Source organism: Nocardia sp. NPDC050793, assembly GCF_040654065.1.
Lineage (GTDB): Bacteria > Actinomycetota > Actinomycetes > Mycobacteriales > Mycobacteriaceae > Nocardia.
The window spans coordinates 93,383-109,240 of record NZ_JBFAHG010000005.1; the positions used below are offsets into that span (position 1 = coordinate 93,383).

At 69.3% G+C, this 15,858-nt stretch carries 15 protein-coding genes; 10 read left to right on the forward strand and 5 right to left on the reverse strand.

Annotated features, from left to right (window positions below):
• The first annotated feature begins 79 nt into the window (after positions 1–79).
• The 3 genes from AB0H50_RS18475 to AB0H50_RS18485 all read left to right on the forward strand — a co-directional run bounded on the left by AB0H50_RS18475 (position 80) and on the right by AB0H50_RS18485 (position 4,056).
• Positions 80–1,642 (forward strand): alkaline phosphatase D family protein, encoded by a 1,563-nt coding sequence (locus AB0H50_RS18475; protein ID WP_357453736.1) that lies wholly within the window; start codon positions 80–82, stop codon positions 1,640–1,642.
• 184 nt (positions 1,643–1,826) lie between these two features.
• Positions 1,827–3,104: an FAD-binding oxidoreductase gene (locus tag AB0H50_RS18480; RefSeq protein WP_357453739.1), complete on the forward strand. Its 1,278-nt coding sequence runs from the start codon at positions 1,827–1,829 to the stop codon at positions 3,102–3,104.
• Positions 3,105–3,225: 121 nt separating this feature from the next.
• Entirely contained in the window at positions 3,226–4,056 is an 831-nt protein-coding gene (locus tag AB0H50_RS18485; protein WP_357453742.1) for an SDR family NAD(P)-dependent oxidoreductase, read from the forward strand.
• Positions 4,057–4,133: 77 nt separating this feature from the next.
• Here the strand turns inward: AB0H50_RS18485 and AB0H50_RS18490 are convergent, their stop codons facing one another.
• Positions 4,134–4,550: a cytochrome c oxidase subunit 4 gene (locus AB0H50_RS18490; RefSeq protein ID WP_357453745.1), complete on the reverse strand. Its 417-nt coding sequence runs from the start codon at positions 4,548–4,550 to the stop codon at positions 4,134–4,136.
• Positions 4,551–4,563: 13 nt separating this feature from the next.
• The gene (locus AB0H50_RS18495; RefSeq protein WP_357453747.1) at positions 4,564–5,550 is read right to left on the reverse strand and encodes a cytochrome c oxidase subunit II; all 987 of its coding nucleotides are present in this window, start codon (positions 5,548–5,550) and stop codon (positions 4,564–4,566) included.
• Positions 5,551–6,092: 542 nt separating this feature from the next.
• On the opposite strand from AB0H50_RS18495, the gene asnB reads away from it, so the two are divergent.
• Entirely contained in the window at positions 6,093–8,036 is a 1,944-nt protein-coding gene (gene asnB, locus AB0H50_RS18500; RefSeq protein ID WP_357453750.1) for an asparagine synthase (glutamine-hydrolyzing), read from the forward strand.
• A 202-nt stretch (positions 8,037–8,238) separates the two neighbouring features.
• Here the strand turns inward: asnB and AB0H50_RS18505 are convergent, their stop codons facing one another.
• Both AB0H50_RS18505 and AB0H50_RS18510 read right to left on the reverse strand, forming a co-directional pair.
• Entirely contained in the window at positions 8,239–9,207 is a 969-nt protein-coding gene (locus tag AB0H50_RS18505; RefSeq protein WP_357453753.1) for a carbohydrate kinase family protein, read from the reverse strand.
• Between the two features lie 363 nt (positions 9,208–9,570).
• Positions 9,571–9,921 carry an iron-sulfur cluster assembly accessory protein gene (locus AB0H50_RS18510; protein WP_067785873.1) on the reverse strand — a complete coding sequence of 117 codons (351 nt, stop codon included), beginning with the start codon at positions 9,919–9,921 and terminating at the stop codon, positions 9,571–9,573.
• Positions 9,922–10,111: 190 nt separating this feature from the next.
• Here AB0H50_RS18510 and AB0H50_RS18515 point away from each other — a divergent pair, with 190 nt between their 5' ends.
• Positions 10,112–10,783 (forward strand): DUF3043 domain-containing protein, encoded by a 672-nt coding sequence (locus AB0H50_RS18515; RefSeq protein WP_357453756.1) that lies wholly within the window; start codon positions 10,112–10,114, stop codon positions 10,781–10,783.
• Positions 10,784–10,852: 69 nt separating this feature from the next.
• Here AB0H50_RS18515 and AB0H50_RS18520 read toward each other — a convergent pair whose 3' ends face one another.
• Entirely contained in the window at positions 10,853–11,008 is a 156-nt protein-coding gene (locus AB0H50_RS18520; RefSeq protein WP_357453758.1) for a hypothetical protein, read from the reverse strand.
• Positions 11,009–11,094: 86 nt separating this feature from the next.
• Here AB0H50_RS18520 and AB0H50_RS18525 point away from each other — a divergent pair, with 86 nt between their 5' ends.
• From AB0H50_RS18525 to AB0H50_RS18545, 5 genes are all read left to right on the forward strand, one after another.
• Complete coding sequence (locus AB0H50_RS18525) at positions 11,095–12,069, forward strand: helix-turn-helix domain-containing protein (protein WP_357453760.1); 975 nt, start codon at positions 11,095–11,097, stop codon at positions 12,067–12,069.
• A gap of 46 nt (positions 12,070–12,115) precedes the next feature.
• Complete coding sequence (gene cobU, locus AB0H50_RS18530; RefSeq protein WP_357453762.1) at positions 12,116–12,667, forward strand: bifunctional adenosylcobinamide kinase/adenosylcobinamide-phosphate guanylyltransferase; 552 nt, start codon at positions 12,116–12,118, stop codon at positions 12,665–12,667.
• A gap of 205 nt (positions 12,668–12,872) precedes the next feature.
• On the forward strand, positions 12,873–13,949 hold the full coding sequence (gene cobT / locus AB0H50_RS18535) for a nicotinate-nucleotide--dimethylbenzimidazole phosphoribosyltransferase (protein ID WP_357453765.1): 1,077 nt from the start codon (positions 12,873–12,875) through the stop codon (positions 13,947–13,949).
• A complete protein-coding gene (locus tag AB0H50_RS18540; RefSeq protein WP_357453768.1) occupies positions 13,946–14,704 on the forward strand; it encodes an adenosylcobinamide-GDP ribazoletransferase in 759 nt (252 codons plus the stop codon). Before cobT ends, AB0H50_RS18540 begins: the two co-directional genes overlap by 4 nt.
• Positions 14,705–15,113: 409 nt before the next feature.
• Positions 15,114–15,827, forward strand: coding sequence for an MBL fold metallo-hydrolase (locus AB0H50_RS18545; protein ID WP_357453771.1), 714 nt, complete (start codon positions 15,114–15,116; stop codon positions 15,825–15,827).
• Positions 15,828–15,858: the final 31 nt, after the last annotated feature.

Here is a 15,858-nt window from a genome sequence, read left to right on the forward strand (position 1 = left end):
CGATGCATCGCCGGTCAATTGGTCGGACCGACAGCGACCGTTCACGCGGCGTTGACATCACTGCGTGAGGGTGGCGACCATGGCACACAGCGGTCCGGCACTCGGCATCTCCCGGCGCACCCTGCTGCGCACCTCCGCGCTCGGCCTGGTGGCCGGGCCCGCGCTGACCGCCTGCGGCGCCGACGACGGTCCCGTCCTCGTCCGGCAGCGGCCGAACCTCACGCACGGCGTCGCGGTCGGCGACCCGCGCTCCGACGGCGCGCTGATCTGGGCTCGCTCGGACCGGCCCGCGACACTGATCGTGGAGACCGCCGCCACCGAATCCTTCACCGACGCGCGCCGTTTCACCGGTCCGCTGCTCGCGCCCGACGCGGACGGCACCGGACGGGTTCGCGTCGCCGGACTGCCCTCGGGCTCGCTGGTGCACTACCGCGTCACCCTCGAAGCCGAGGACGGCGCCACCTCCGAACCGCTGACCGGCGTGTTCCGCACCGCACCGACGAGTCCGGCCGACATCAAGCTCCAGTGGTCGGGCGACGTCGCGGGCCAGGGTTACGGCATCAACCCTGATGTCGGCGGGATGAAGATCTTCTCGACCATGGCCGCCCGCGACCCGCACCTGTTCCTGCACTCCGGCGACGTCGTCTACGCCGACGGCCCGCTCCAGGAGTCGGTCACCCTGCCCGACGGCCGGATCTGGCGTAACACCGTCACCGAGGCCAAGAGCGCGGTCGCGCAGACGCTCGACCAGTTCCGCGGCCAGTACGCCTACAACCTGAGCGACCGGAACTACCGCGGGTTCAATGCCGGGGTGGCGCAATTGGTTCAGTGGGACGACCACGAGACGGTCAACAACTGGTACCCCGGCGGCACGGTGGCCGCGGACAAGGGCTACACCGAGCGCAGCATGGACACCCTCGCCGCTCGCGCGTGGCAGGCGTTCCACGAGTGGATGCCCTTGGACCCGAAGGAGGCCGTCGACGGCAGGCTGTACCGCAAGGTTTCGTACGGCCCTTTGCTGGACGTGTTCGTCCTCGACATGCGCACCTACAAGGACGCCAACGGCGCCAACACCGCGCCCGAGGGCAGGATCTTCGGTGCGGCGCAGACGAAATGGCTGATCGAGGGCCTGCGCGAGTCACGTGCCACCTGGAAGATCGTGGCCAACGACCTGCCGCTCGGCGTGGTGGTGCCGGACGGCAAGACCGCCTTCGAGGGCCCGGCCAACGGCGCGCCCGGTGCGCCGTCGGGCCGCGAATCCGAGATCGCGCAGGTGCTCTCGGCGATCAAGGCGAACCGGGTCACCGGCGTGGTGTGGCTGACCGCCGACGTGCACTACACCGCGGCGCACCGCTACTCCCCCGAGCGCGCGGCGTTCACCGATTTCGACGAGTTCTGGGAGTTCGTCTCCGGACCGCTCAACGCGGGCGCCTTCGGCCCCAATCAGCTCGACCCCACGTTCGGTCCCGAGGCGGTCTTCGTGCACGCGCCGCCCGCGCCGAACACCTCGCCGCTGGACGGCGCCTATCAGCATTTCGGCGAGGTCCGCATCGATGGCCGTTCCGCCGAACTCACGGTGGATCTGTGCGACGCGACGGGCGCGGTGTTGTTCAGTCGTCGCCTGCCGGCGCCGGGCCGTTGAACCAGGATCCGGGGCCGGTGCGCGGCGTGCCTGCCGGGGTGCCCGTCCTGGCGTCCACAGCCCTGGTCACCGAGGCGGACGACATCCGCATCGTCGCAGGTCGAAAGGGGTTGTCCGGGTGCGGAGAAAGAGCCTCCGGCTTCGGGTGCGCACCGAGCGCCAGACTGTGGTTAGCTGTCGTGCCATGAGCACGCCGCAGACTGTCTCCGCCGAAGAATATCTACCTCGTGACACCGCGGATGTCGTTCGCACCGTGCGGAATTCACGCGGTCGCGTGGAGCGCCTCACGGTCCGCGGCGGCGAGCCGGTCGAAGACAACCTGACACTGCCCGATCAGCGCACCGTGGTCTCGCTGCGCCGGATGAACTCGGTGCTCGATATCAACCTCGGTCGTCGCACCGTTCGCGTGCAGGCAGGCGCCAAGCTCTCCGACATCGACCGCCGCCTCGGCGCGCACGGACTCGGCCTGCCCGTCGTCGGCGACCACCGCGACATCACCGCGGGCGGCTTCGCCTCGGTCGGCGGCGTGAGCAGCGCCTCGCACCGGTACGGCCTGTTCATCGACCAGATCGTGGATCTGGAATACGTCGACCCGGACGGGCGCATCGGCACCTGCGGGCGCAACCACCACACCGAGCGGTTCCACCGCATCCTCGGCGCGGGCGGGCGCGCGGGCATCATCACCGCGCTCACCCTGGACGCCGTCGACATCGACAAGGACCACACCTGGCTCACCACCGACGCCGACCGGTTCCTCGATTTCGACTCCTTCGTCGAGCACGCGCACAGGGAGATCGCGAATCCCGGCAACGCGGCGTTGCAGGTCGGCCGCTGGGTCGACACCGCGCCGCTGAAGGTGGCGCGACCGGTCGGCACCGGCCACGTGCAGCTCGGCACCGTGCGGTTCGGTCAGTGGTCCAGCCTCTACCCCACCACGCCGACCCGGTCGCTGCGGGCCCGCCGCGAGGTCGGCAGCCGGACCCGGAAGTCGTTGGGCGCCATCGCCTCGCACGCGGGCGGCAAGGCGGGTATGCCGGTGCGCAACGCCGCGGCGGGCGCGCTGATGTTCGCCCCCAAGGTGCTCACGCTGCGCGACGCGGAGTACCTCGCCGACACGGTGATCAGCTCTTCGGAGCGCGGACCCGCCTACCGCGTCGGCATTTTCGCGCCGCTGTCGACCTACGCCTCGGTGTTCTACCGGCTGCACGACCTGTTCTCCGGGCACCGGGAGCGCACCGGCTGCTTCACCGTCATCTCCGCGATGACCTACGGCGTGCGCTCGAGCTACCTGCGGGACGAGGCCGCCGCGCGCAATCTGCCCGCCGAGGACCACGGCCTGATCACCTTCACCTGCCGGTTGCGTCCGTCCGCGCTGCCCTCGGAGCTGCTGCGCGACATCGTCGCCGGAATCGACGAGATCTGCGCGTCCGAACACGCCATGCGGTACGAGTCGGCCGACTAAACTGTGTCGCGCCGCGGTCACTGGGTGATAGCTATCGTCCGGCGGCCGTGGCCGATTCGGCACTGTCGGCGGGGTGTCGATGGGTTGGTTCAGCATGTCATCCGATGCGAAGGCTGTATCGATGCTCGAATTTCGCCCTGCCCCGGCCCGTTTCGTCGACCGTAAGCTGCGCGTGCCGCGCACCGACCGGCCCGCCGCGGAATCCCTGGCTGATCAACGGATTCTCGTCACCGACGCCTGCTCCGACGTCGGCCGCGCGACCGCCGCGCTGCTCGCGGAGCACGGCGCCGAATTGCTCCTGGTCGCCCGGCGCGGTGATCAGCTCATCGCGGCCTGCGAGGAGATCGTCGCCGCGGGCGGCCGGGCGCACTGGTTCCGCTGCGATATCTCCGCGCTCGGCGACGTCGATCAGCTGGTCGAATGGGTGCTCGCGGAATTCGGCGCGGTCGACGTCCTGATCAACAACGCGGGCCGCCCCGTGCGCAGCCCCGTCACGCAATCGCTGGACCGTTTCCGCGACTACCAGCGCATGATGGCCGCCAACTACTTCGGGCCGCTGCGCCTGACCCTCGGGCTGCTTCCCGCGATGCTCCGCTCCGGGTCCGGCCATGTCGTGAATGTCGGCCCCGCGCACCACAACACCGCCGCGGCGGGCCGTTTCGCCTCCTACGCGAGTTCTCAGGCGGCGTGGACCACCTTCGCCGAGTGCGCCGAGGCCGAGCTGGGACCGAGCGGCGTCCACGTCACCGCGATCGACTATCCGGCGCTGCACACCGACGACCCGGACTTCGCCGACGAGTACGAGCGAGATCCGGCCGAAGTGGCCCGAGCTGTCGAGGCAGCCCTCACCGACCGCGACGACGCGCACCCGCGGTTCGCCCGCAGGCTGCGCGACCTGGCCGGCGCCGCACCGCGCTCCACCACGCGCCTGCGCCACGCGTTCGGATTCTGACGAACCCAGACTCTGACGAACTCGGGAAACGGCGAAGCGCCCCACCGGTTTCCCGGCGGGGCGCTTCGTGTTCGTTCTCAGTGCTTCTCGGGCCCGAGGTGGTACTCGAACACCAGGCCTCCCGCCGCGGCGAGCACGCACAGCACACCGACACCGATCAGCCACGGCTCGAAGAAGGCCAGTCCCAGCGCGGTGACCGAACCGGCGGCCGCCAGGGTGATGGGCCAGAAGCTGCCCGGTGAGAAGAAGCCGAGGTCACCGGCGCCGTCCACGATCTCGGCGTCCTCGAAGTCCTCTGGACGCAGGTCGAGACGACGGGCGACGAACCGGAAGTAGGTGCCGATGATCAGCGACAGGCCCGCGGTCAGCACGATCGCGGTGGTGCCCGCCCACTCGACGCCGGTGCGCGACTGGGCGGTGAAGAAGCCGTACACGATGCCGACGATGACGAAGAACACCGTCAGCAGTTCGAAAATGCGCGCTTCGATCTTCATGTCAGATCAGTCCTCACTTGGTCTCGGGCGCGGCCGCGCTCTTGACCGAGCGGTCGGTGTTGAACGGCCGGGTGGAGGTGGCGACGGGGGACTCACCGATCGCCTCGAGCGCCTCGGCATTGGTCTTGCCCGCCCGACGCGCGTCGAGGTACTGGGTGAACTTCTCCGGCGACACGGCACGGACCTCGAAGTTCATCATCGAGTGGAAGGTACCGCACATCTCGGCGCAGCGGCCGACGAACGCCCCTTCCTTCTCGATCTTGGTGATCTGGAAGACGTTGTCCGAGTGGTTTTCCTTCGGGTTCGGCATCACGTCGCGCTTGAACAGGAACTCCGGCACCCAGAAGGCGTGGATCACGTCGGCCGCGGCGAGCTGGAACTCGATGACCTTGCCGGTCGGCAGCACCAGGACCGGGATCTCGCTGCTGGAGCCAACGGTCTCGACAGTGTCGTAGTGCAGGTAGGACAGGATGTCGTTCTCCGGCTTGCCGTGCACCGGGCCCGGCCGCGGGTGACCGTTCTCGGTCCGCTCCTCGTACTCCTCCAGCTGCGCCTGCGCGGCGTCCTCGCGGACGGAGTCGATGCCGTTGAACTGGTAGCCGTTCTTGAAGTCGACCTCGCGGTAGCCGAACTTCCAGTTCCACTGGAAGGCGGTCACGTCGACCGTCACGTCCGGGTTGTCCACCTTTTCGTGGACGTAGTTCTGCACCACCACGGTGAAGTAGAACAGCACCGCGATGATGACGAACGGGATCGCCGTGTAGGTCAGCTCCAGCGGCACGTTGTAACCGGTCTGCCGCGGGAACTCCGGGGAGTCCTTCTTCTTGCGGTGGAACGCGACCGTCCAGAAGGTCAGACCCCAGACCAGCACACCCATCGCCAGCGCGGCGACGACCGACCAGGTCCACAGCTCCCGCATCCGGGTGGCCTGCGGCGTGATACCCGAGGGCCAGCCGAACCGCAGCCAAACATTGTCGATCGAGCAGCCCGAGACGAGCATCGCGGTGATCCCCAAGGACACCGCCAGCCCGGCCCGCCGAAGGACGCGGCCTCGGGGTTGGTTGGTCGGCGAAGCCGACGGGGCGGGTGAATACCGCCCCTTCACGGGTCGTGCCCCGATCTCTTCGCTCGCCTTGTGCGCCACGCTCACGCCTTCCTGGTCGCCACACATTCCGACAGTGCGCCGCCGGGGCCGCGATCTGCCCTGACGACACTTTCAAGCTCATGTCAGGCCGTCCCGGCGGGCATCCGACTCCGCGCACGCGTCGCCTGAGAATGGCCTGAGTACTACGCAGCGTAGACCAAACCGGCGTCCTCATTGACGTCGGGTCGCGTTCGACACTCCGCCAGCGCGGGAGCCGGTGCAGTCACCAGTGCATCCGCGCAGGACAGGACGTGCGCGGCGCGCGGATCCCCCGCGTGCGGCATACTCGGACACAACATTTCGGCCCGCGGTGTGCGTGGCGCGCGCCGCAGCACCCCAAGCCATCCGGACGCCCGTCACTCGGCGTCCCTCACCGGAGAAACGAGGTTGCCGACACCGTGTGCGGACTGCTCGGATTCCTGACATCTGACGCGGCGACATCCGACGTGGTCGACCAGGTCTACAACGCGCTGCACTGCATGCGCCACCGCGGCCCCGACGAGCGCGGCACCTGGCACGACGACCACTTGGTCTTCGGCTTCAACCGCCTGTCGATCATCGATATCGAGCACTCGCACCAGCCGCTGCGCTGGGGTCCCGCCGACAACCCGGAGCGCTACGCGCTGACCTTCAACGGCGAGATCTACAACTACATCGAGCTGCGCGAGGAGTTGGCGGCGGCGCACGGGGCCGAGTTCCCGGACGGGAAGATGTTCGCCACCAAAGGCGACAGCGAGGCCATCGTGGCGGCCTTCCACTACTGGGGCGCCGAGGCGGTGCGGCGGCTGCGCGGCATGTTCGCCTTCGCGATCTGGGACACCGAGACCAGCGAGCTGTTCCTGGCCCGCGACCCGTTCGGCATCAAGCCGCTGTTCCTGGCCACCGGCGCCGGCGGCACCGCTTTCGGCAGCGAGAAGAAGAGCCTGCTCGACCTGCTGCCCGCGCTGCGGTCGTCCGACGAGCTGGACCCGCGCGCGCTGGAGCACTACACGGTGCTGCAGTACGTGCCGGAGCCCGAGACGCTGCACAAGGGCATCCGGCGACTGGAGTCGGGCACCTACGCGACGGTCCGCCCCGGCGAGGAACCGAAGCTCACCCGCTACTTCCGGCCGGGCTTCACGGTGCGCCCCTTCACACCGGGTTCGGAATCCGCCCGCTACCGCGAGATCGCGGCGGCGCTCGAGGACTCGGTCGCCAAGCACATGCGCGCCGACGTGACCGTCGGGTCGTTCCTGTCGGGCGGCATCGACTCCACCGCGGTGGCGGCGCTGGCCATGCGGCACAACCCGAAGCTCATCACCTTCACCACCGGCTTCGAGCGCGAGGGCTACTCCGAGGTGGACGTGGCCGCCGAGAGCGCAGAGGCGATCGGCGCCCGTCACATCGTCAAGGTGGTCTCGCCCGCCGAGTTCGCCGCCGCCATCCCCGAGATCGTCTGGTACCTGGACGACCCGGTGGCCGACCCGGCGCTGGTTCCGCTGTACTTCGTGGCCAAGGAGGCGCGCAAGCACGTCAAGGTCGTCCTCTCCGGCGAGGGCGCCGACGAGCTCTTCGGCGGATACACCATCTACCGGGAACCGTTGTCGCTCGAGCCTTTCGAGTACCTGCCGAAGGGTCTGCGCAGGCTGGCGGGCAAGCTGTCCGACCGGATTCCGGACGGCACCCGCGGCAAGAGCCTGCTGCACCGCGGTTCGCTCACGCTGGAGGAGCGCTACTACGGCAATGCCCGCAGCTTCAACGACGCCCAGCTGCGCGCCGTGCTGCGCGAGTTCCGCCCGGAGTGGACCCATCGGGACGTCACCGCCTCGATCTACGCCCAGTCCCGCGGCTGGGACCCGGTGGCGCGCATGCAGCACCTCGACCTGTTCACCTGGCTGCGCGGCGACATCCTGGTCAAGGCCGACAAGATGACCATGGCCAACTCGCTCGAGCTGCGGGTGCCGTTCCTGGACGCCGAGGTGCTGAAGGTCGCCGAGCAGCTGCCCTTCGAGCAGAAGATCACCAAGGAGACCACCAAGTACGCGCTGCGCCAGGCACTGGAGGGCATCGTGCCCCCGCACGTGCTGCACCGCGCCAAGCTGGGCTTCCCGGTCCCGCTGCGGCACTGGCTGCGCGGCACCGAACTCTACGACTGGGCGCAGGCGCAGATCGCCGACTCACAGACCGACCACCTGCTGGACAAGGCGGCCATCAAGACCATGCTGGACGACCACCGCGCCGGCCGGTCCGATCACAGCAGGCGGCTGTGGACGCTGCTGGTCTTCATGGTGTGGCACGGCATCTTCGTGGAGAACCGGATCAAGCCGGAGATCCAGGAGCCGGTCTACCCGGTGTCGTTGTAAAGGCCGTCTCGTAAAAGGCCCGTGGAATCAAAAGAGCCCCGGCCGATCGTGAACTGCTCCTGGCGAGGCAGTTCGATCGGCCGGGGCTCTTTCCGCTCGGCATTCGGTCGAGGCCCTTTCGAGGTTCCGCGCGCCGCGCCGACGCGCCGGAGCCCCCGGTCGGGCGACCGAGGGCTCCGGAAAGCGCTGTGCCGAGATCAGGTCAGAGCAGCGGCTTGATGTCGTCGGCGGCCGCCGCGCCGTAGGCCTCGGTGAGGCGCTCGAGTGCTTCGTCCTTGTTGAGCGTCCACTCCTGGGTGCCCATGGTCTCCAGTACCAGCACAGCGACCAGCGATCCGAGCTGGGCGGAGCGCTCCAGGCTCAGTCCGGCGGTGTGACCGGTGAGGAAGCCGGCGCGGAAGGCGTCGCCGACACCGGTCGGCTCGACCTTGGTGCGCTCGGGGACCACGCCGACTCGGACCTCGGTGCCGTCCTTGTCGACGATCTGCACGCCGTCGGCGCTCAAGGTGGTGATCCGGATGCCGACCCGCTTGGCGATCTCGTCTTCGCTCAGGCCGGTCTTCTGCAGCAGCAGCGCCCACTCGTACTTGTTGGTGAAAAGGTATGCGGCGCCGTCGATCAGGCGCACCGCCTGGTCGCCGTCCAGGCGGGCGAGCTGCTGCGAGGGGTCGGCCGCGAACGGGATGCCGAGCTCGCGGCATTCCTCGGTGTGGCGCAGCATCGCCTCGGGGTCGTTGGCGCCGACGAGCACCAGATCCAGCTGCCTGGTCTCGGCCAGCTCGGCGACGGAGATGTCACGCGCCTCACTCATCGCGCCGGGGTAGAAGGACGCGATCTGCGCCATGTCGTCGTCGGTGGTGCAGACGAAACGAGCGGTGTGCGCGCGATCGGACACATGCACCGTGGAGCAGTCGACGCCGTGCCGCTCCAGCCACGCGCGGTAGTCGGCGAAATCGGAGCCGACCGCGCCGACCAGCAGCGGCGTGCGATTCAGCACACCCATGGCGTAGGCGATATTGCCTCCCACACCGCCGCGGCGGATCTGGAGATCGTCGACGAGGAAGCTCAGCGAAACATGATCGAGTTGATCGGCCAAGAGCACATCGGCGAACCGTCCGGGGAAACGCATGAGGTGGTCGGTCGCAATGGACGCGGACACGGCGATAGACACGAGGCTGGGCCCTTCAACGGTAGGCGGCAGGCGGTGGGGGGAGATCGAAAATCCCCGCTCCCACCGTAGCCGATCCCCGGTGTGCTCCAGCGGCATCGACGCAATCGGCGCGGTCCGCCGACAGTCCGCGCCGGCCGCAGTGCCGGCGGGCGTATGCGAGATCAGCGCGGCCGGGCGCCGTGCCCCGATAGCCCGCGCACGGCCGGAGCGGAGGCGGAGATACGCCCACTTCCCCCGACGCAGTCCGTGTGCGGGTGCGCTACCGCGGTGAAGGCGGCAGGTACCGGTGGTCGGCGCGGCCGGACGCAGGGCGTCAACAGCCGCGCGCGGCCTCAGCGGAGGCGGATGGACACCTCTTGCGAATCAGTTGAAGGAGTCGCCGCAGGCGCAGGAGCCGGTGGCGTTCGGGTTGTCGATGGTGAAACCCTGCTTCTCGATGGTGTCGACGAAGTCGATCGAGGCGCCCTGGACGTAGGGAGCGCTCATCCGGTCGACGGCCAGGGTGACGCCGCCGAAGTCGACGGTCAGATCGCCGTCGAGCGAGCGGTCGTCGAAGAAGAGCTGGTAGCGCAGGCCCGCACAACCACCCGGCTGCACCGCGATGCGCAGCGCCAGGTCGTCGCGGCCCTCCTGATCCAGCAGCGCCTTGGCCTTCGAGGCGGCGGCATCGGTCAGAGTCACACCGTGGGTGGTCGTCTCGTTCGGCACAGTCATGAACTCTCCTCAGGACAGCTGTGGGTCAACCCGTGAACAGCGCACGGCTCGTGGAGTCAACACCACTCAGCGGGCTGCTATTCCCCATCTTGCCACTCGACCCCTCGCGCGTTGACACAACCTGGGTGTTGCGTGGCCCTCCCCACGGCCGCATTTCCGGCTGGCTGGCGCATCGAATAGCCTGGTTGCTGTGAAATTGTTCCGTCGCGGCGAGTCCAGCACCACCGACGCGACCGCCGACACCACGGCGGACGCGAACGGCGGCTCCACCGCCACCACCACCAAGACGACCCCAACGGTCACCCCGGGCAAGGGCCGTCCCACCCCGAAACGCCGTGAGGCGCAAGGCAAGCGGCGCGGTCCGGTCGCGCCTGCACCGCTGACCGCCAAAGAAGCGCGAGCGCGCCGCAAGGCCACCCGCGGCACCAAGGAGGAGCGCAAGGCCGCCAGCGCCGAGCGCAGGCTCGCCGCCCAGGACCGCAGGGCCCGCATGCTCGCGGGTGAGGACAAGTACCTGCTGCCGCGCGATCAGGGCCCGGTCCGCGCCTACGTGCGCGATCTCGTCGACGCGAGGCGCAACCTGGTCGGCCTGTTCATGCCGATGGCGCTGGTGCTGATCATGTCGATGTTCGCCGCGCCCGGTCTGCAGACGATCGTGACGTTGGCCATGCTGGTGATGATGCTGTTCATGATCATCGAGGGCGTCATCCTCGGCCGGATCGTGAACAACCGGGTCAGCGAGCGGTTCCCCGAGAACACCGACACCGGCTTCCGGCTCGGCTGGTACGCCTTCGTCCGCGCCTCACAGATCCGCAAGATGCGGGCGCCGAAGCCGCGAGTCGGTCCCGGCGACGCGGTCTAGAAGTTCGAGCGGCGATCGCTCCGGGTTCGGCCGTTCGTGGCGAGTAGCCACGGGCGGCCGTTTCGCGTTTCAGCGGTGGTGCGAGAAACGCATGGCGTTCAGCTCGGCCCGCAGCCGCTGCGCGTCCCGGTCGGTCACGTGGGTGGATCCGGCGAGTCCGCGACCGCGAGCGAGGAAGAGAGACACCGCCACGATGACGGTCGCGAGGAGAAGGAAAGTCAGCATGGCAGAAATTTTGCGCTGATTGATTTTCCGCCGAAAGTGGCAGCGAAGCCATTGTTCGCAAATATCCGGCCAGGTACCCTCGGTGCATGCTGTCGAAGGTCGCGGTCGTGCTGTTCGAAAAGCTCGCCATGTTCGAGTTCGGCGTGGTCTGCGAGGTCTTCGGGCTCGACCGCACCGCCGACGGACTGCCCGGCTTCGACTTCAAGGTCTGCGGGTCGGAACCGGGCAAGCCGCTGCGCTCCACCACGCCGGGGGTGACGATCACTCCCGAGTTCGGACTGGACGAACTCCTCCATGCCGACTTGGTCGCGGTCCCCGCCGCCCCCGCCCCCGCGCTGGCGGACGGGCTCGACCCGCGGATCGTCGACGCCGTGCGCGGCGCCTCGGATGCCGGGGCGATCGTGCTGACCGTCTGCTCCGGCGCGTTCGTCGCGGGCGCGGCAGGCCTGCTCGACGGACGCAAATGCACCACGCACTGGCGCTACGTCGATCAGCTCGCCGAGCGCTATCCGTCCGCCACCGTCGACCCCGACGTGCTCTTCGTCGACGAGGGCAACCTCATCACCAGCGCGGGCACCGCCGCGGGCATCGACGCCTGCCTGCACCTGGTGCGCAGGGAGATCGGCAGCGCCGCCGCCAACGGCATCGCCCGCCGCATGGTCGTGCCGCCGCAGCGCGACGGCGGGCAACGACAGTTCATCGAACGCCCGGTCCCCGCATGCACCACCGACAGCCTCGCGACAACCCTCCAGTGGATGAGCGAGAACCTCGACCTGCCGCACACCGTCGACGACCTGGCCGCGCGCTCGATGATGTCCACGCGCACCTTCGCCCGCCGCTTTGCCGCCGAGACCGGGACGACCCCGGTGAAATGGCTCACCAACCAGCGCGTCCTCTACGCCAAGCACCTGCTCGAAGAGACCGAACATGGCCTCGAACAGATCGCCGCCCGCGCGGGCTTCGGCTCCGGCGCCCTGCTGCGCCACCACTTCCAGCGCCTGGTCGGCATCTCCCCGACCGAATACCGCCGCCGCTTCGGCGCCACGTCGCCGACGGGCTGATGAGCACACCGTCTGGCAACGGAATCAATCGGTGTAGCGTGCTCGCGTGTCGCAGGATTCCGGAACCGCGCGTCCATTGCGGACGCTTGTGCTCGGCGGGGCTCGCTCGGGGAAGTCGGCGTTCGCGGAGAACCTCGCCGCGGCGACGGGGGTGGTCCGGTACCTGGCGACCTCGGTCCCCGATCCGGACGACCACGACTTCGCCGAACGCATCGCCCGCCATCGGGAGCGTCGGCCCGCCGATTGGACCGTGGTCGAAAGCGCCGACGCCGCAGCGGTTCTCGCCGACCCCGCACCCGAGGCCGCGACACTGATCGACGACATCGGCACCTGGCTGACCGCGCGCATCGACGCGCTCGACGCCTGGGATTCCCCGCGCGGCACCGTCGCCCCCGACACCGAAGCCCTCGTCTCCGCCGTGGCCGCCTACCGGCACCGGCTGATCATCGTCAGCCCGGAGGTCGGCATGGGCGTCATCCCAGCGACCCGCTCCGGCCGGCTGTTCCGCGACGAGATCGGCACCCTCAACCAGCGCCTCGCGCAGGCCTGCGACGAAGCGTTCCTCGTCGTCGCGGGTCTTCCCGTCCGGCTGAAGTAGCGGCGCCCTCGGAAGCGGCGACGGCAAGAACGTTCGAACCGCTTCCCTCGAATCCATTCGGCTCCGCGCGATAAGGAAGTGACCCCGTCACGAAGAGAGGCAGACCCGAGGATCCGGGTAGGTGCGGTACGGGCGATGCGTTCCGGGCAAGATTGGGCGTCGGAAGCACGTGCGGCGGACGCCGCCCGACCGGAGAGGCTCGACAGTGACACACGGATTCGGACCGGTTGCGCCCCCCGACGCGCGGATTCGCGCGGCCGCCGAAGAGCGGCAGACGCAGCTGACCAAACCCGCTGGGGCGCTGGGTCGCCTGGAGACGCTGGGCAACTGGGTCGCCGCCTGCCAGGGCGTGTGCCCGCCGAAGCAGTTCGAACGGGCCAGGGTCGTCGTCTTCGCCGGTGATCACGGCGTCGCGCGGCACGGTGTGTCGGCGTACCCGAGCGAGGTGACCGCACAGATGGTCGCCAACTTCCTCGGCGGCGGCGCGGCGGTGAACGCGTTGGCCGCGGTCGCGGGCGCGAGCGTGCGGGTCGCCGACATCTCGGTCGACGCCGAGACCGATTCCGTCGTGAGCAAGCACAAGGTGCGCAGGTCGAGCGGTTCCATCGACCGCGAGGACGCGCTGAGCGAGGAGGAGGTGCGGGCAGCCCTGGCCGCGGGCCGCGCCATCGCCGACGAAGAGATCGACGGCGGCGCCGATCTGCTCGTCGCGGGCGACATGGGCATCGGCAACACCACGCCCGCCACCGTGCTCATCGCCACGCTCACCGACACCGAGCCGGTCGTCGCGGTCGGGCGCGGCACCGGCGTGGACGACGCGGGCTGGTCACGCAAGGTCGCGGCCATTCGCGACGCCATGCGCCGTGCCCGGCCGGTCGTCAAGGATCCGGTGGATCTGCTGCGGGTCGCCGCGGGCGCCGATTTCGCCGCCATGGCGGGCTTTCTCGCGCAGGCCGCGACCCGTCGCACACCGGTGATCCTGGACGGCGTCGTGGTCACCGCGGCCGCGCTGGTCGCCGAGGATCTGGCCGCGGGCGCGAGCGCCTGGTGGCTGGCCGCACACCGCTCCACCGAACCCGCGCACGATCTGGCGCTGAAGCAGCTGCGCCTGGAACCGCTCATCGACCTGAGCATGCGTCTCGGCGAAGGCTCCGGCGCGCTCGCCGCCCTGCCCATCCTGCGCGCCGCCGTCGCCGCACTGGCCGAGATGGCCACCTTCGGCGAGGCGGGCGTCAGCACCGCCGACGACGCGGCCACGGCCGCCCCGAACCTGACCAAATGACGCCGGGCGCCGGGATCCGGCTGGCCGTCTCCTGGCTGACCGTGCTTCCGGTGCGCGGCCCAGACGCGGTCGATCGAGCCGCGGCGTGCCGTGCGATCGCACTGGCGCCCGTCGTCGGTGTGCTGCTCGGCGCCGCGGCGACCGCGTTGCTGTGGGCGCTGACCGGCGCGGGCGCCAGCGCACCGCTGGCCGGACTGGTGACCGTTGCGGCGCTGGCGCTGCTCACCCGCGGCATGCACTTGGACGGACTGTCCGACGCGATGGACGGACTGGGCAGCTACGGCCCGCCCGAGCGCGCTCGGCAGATCATGAAGAGCGGCGGGGTTGGGCCGTTCGGCGTGGCCGCGCTGGTCTTCGCCATCGGCGTGCAGTCGTTCGCCTTCGCCGCACTGGCCGACGCGGGACGGTGGCTCGCGGTGGCGCTGGCGGTCGCGACCGGGCGGGTCGTCGTCGTCCTCGCCTGTCGCCGCGGAGTGCCCGCCGCGCCTGGCGCCATGTTCGGCGCGCTGGTCTCCGGCACCCAGTCTCGGCTGACCGGCGCGGCGTGGGTGGTCGTCGCGCTGTCCTGCGGAGTCCTGGCGGTGCCGGATCGCCCCTGGCTCGGGCCGGTCGCGGTCACGGTGTCCGTGGCCGTCGCGACGTTGGCGATCCAGCACATGGTGCGCAGGTTCGGGGGGTTGTCGGGCGACGTGCTGGGTGCGGGGATCGAGATTGCGGTCACTGTCGCCGCGGCCGGACTCTCGCTTACCGGATAAATCGTAAAATTGACGTAACCCTCGGTATCACGTGGCGATATATATCGAGTTTCGACGGTGTATGAACTTCGTCTCCCCGCCGCGCACCGAGAATGGGCGACGGTGTTGCGGTGCGGTTCGCCCGGCACCGATTTCGCGGGAACCCTGCGGAATCTCGGGCGCGCGGCAATGCCGGGCCGGGTACGCACGCCGCATCCCCCGAGCCAGGAAAACCATTGGCGGACAATCGAAATCGACGAACCGACGGACTCGCCTCGCGCGAATCGTGACGAACGCAACACTAGGCGCACCGCCGAAGGTGGCCACAGCACCCACTCGCCACCGGTTTGCGCGCACCGTGATCCGACCCATCGGAATCTTTTCCACACTGGCGCACGAACCGTCTGGGTCAGGATCTAATGTGGGCGGTATGTCTTCCGAGCGCCTGTATTTTCGACAACTGCTGTCCGGCCGGGACTACGCCGTCGGTGATCCGATCGCGACGCAGATGCGAAATTTCGCCTACTTGATCGGTGATCGGGAGACGGGCGAATGCGTTGTGGTCGATCCGGCCTACGCCGCGGGCGATCTGGTGGCCGTCGCCGAGGCCGACGGACTGCGCATCACCGGAGTTCTCGCCACCCACCACCACCCCGACCACGTCGGCGGCACCATGCTCGGCTTCACGCTGCGCGGCGTGCGGGAACTGCTGGAGAAGACCAGCGTGCCCGTGCACGTGAACAATCAGGAACTGTCCTGGGTCGCCAACGTCACCGGCATCGCGCCCAGCGAACTCACCGGCCACGAGCACGGCGACAAGGTCGAAGTCGGAGCCTTCGAGATCGAGCTATTACACACCCCGGGGCACACCCCGGGCAGCCAGTGCTTCCTGTTCGAGGATCGCCTCATCGCGGGCGACACCCTGTTCGTCGACGGCTGCGGCCGCACCGACTTCCCCGGCGGCGACTCCGACGAAATGTTCCGCAGCCTGCGCAGTCTCGCCGCACTCCAGGGCGACCCTGTCGTCTACCCCGGCCACTGGTACTCGCACGAACCGAGCGCGGCGCTGTCGTCCATCCGCGACAACAACTACGTCATGCGGCCGCAGACGCTGGAGCAGTGGCAGATGCTGATGCCGGGCTGAGTACCGCCCAGCAAATTCGTCGGACGTCCGC

Excerpts from the sequence above, each read along its gene's own strand:
- AB0H50_RS18475 (WP_357453736.1), top strand. The coding sequence starts at position 80 with ATGGCACACAGCGGTCCGGCACTCGGCATCTCCCGGCGCACCCTGCTG.
- AB0H50_RS18480 (WP_357453739.1), top strand. The coding sequence starts at position 1,827 with ATGAGCACGCCGCAGACTGTCTCCGCCGAAGAATATCTACCTCGTGAC.
- AB0H50_RS18485 (WP_357453742.1), top strand. The coding sequence starts at position 3,226 with ATGCTCGAATTTCGCCCTGCCCCGGCCCGTTTCGTCGACCGTAAGCTG.
- AB0H50_RS18490 (WP_357453745.1), bottom strand. The coding sequence starts at position 4,550 with ATGAAGATCGAAGCGCGCATTTTCGAACTGCTGACGGTGTTCTTCGTC.
- AB0H50_RS18495 (WP_357453747.1), bottom strand. The coding sequence starts at position 5,550 with ATGCTCGTCTCGGGCTGCTCGATCGACAATGTTTGGCTGCGGTTCGGC.
- AB0H50_RS18510 (WP_067785873.1), bottom strand. The coding sequence starts at position 9,921 with ATGACTGTGCCGAACGAGACGACCACCCACGGTGTGACTCTGACCGAT.
- AB0H50_RS18520 (WP_357453758.1), bottom strand. The coding sequence starts at position 11,008 with ATGCTGACTTTCCTTCTCCTCGCGACCGTCATCGTGGCGGTGTCTCTC.
- AB0H50_RS18525 (WP_357453760.1), top strand. The coding sequence starts at position 11,095 with ATGCTGTCGAAGGTCGCGGTCGTGCTGTTCGAAAAGCTCGCCATGTTC.
- AB0H50_RS18540 (WP_357453768.1), top strand. The coding sequence starts at position 13,946 with ATGACGCCGGGCGCCGGGATCCGGCTGGCCGTCTCCTGGCTGACCGTG.
- AB0H50_RS18545 (WP_357453771.1), top strand. The coding sequence starts at position 15,114 with ATGTCTTCCGAGCGCCTGTATTTTCGACAACTGCTGTCCGGCCGGGAC.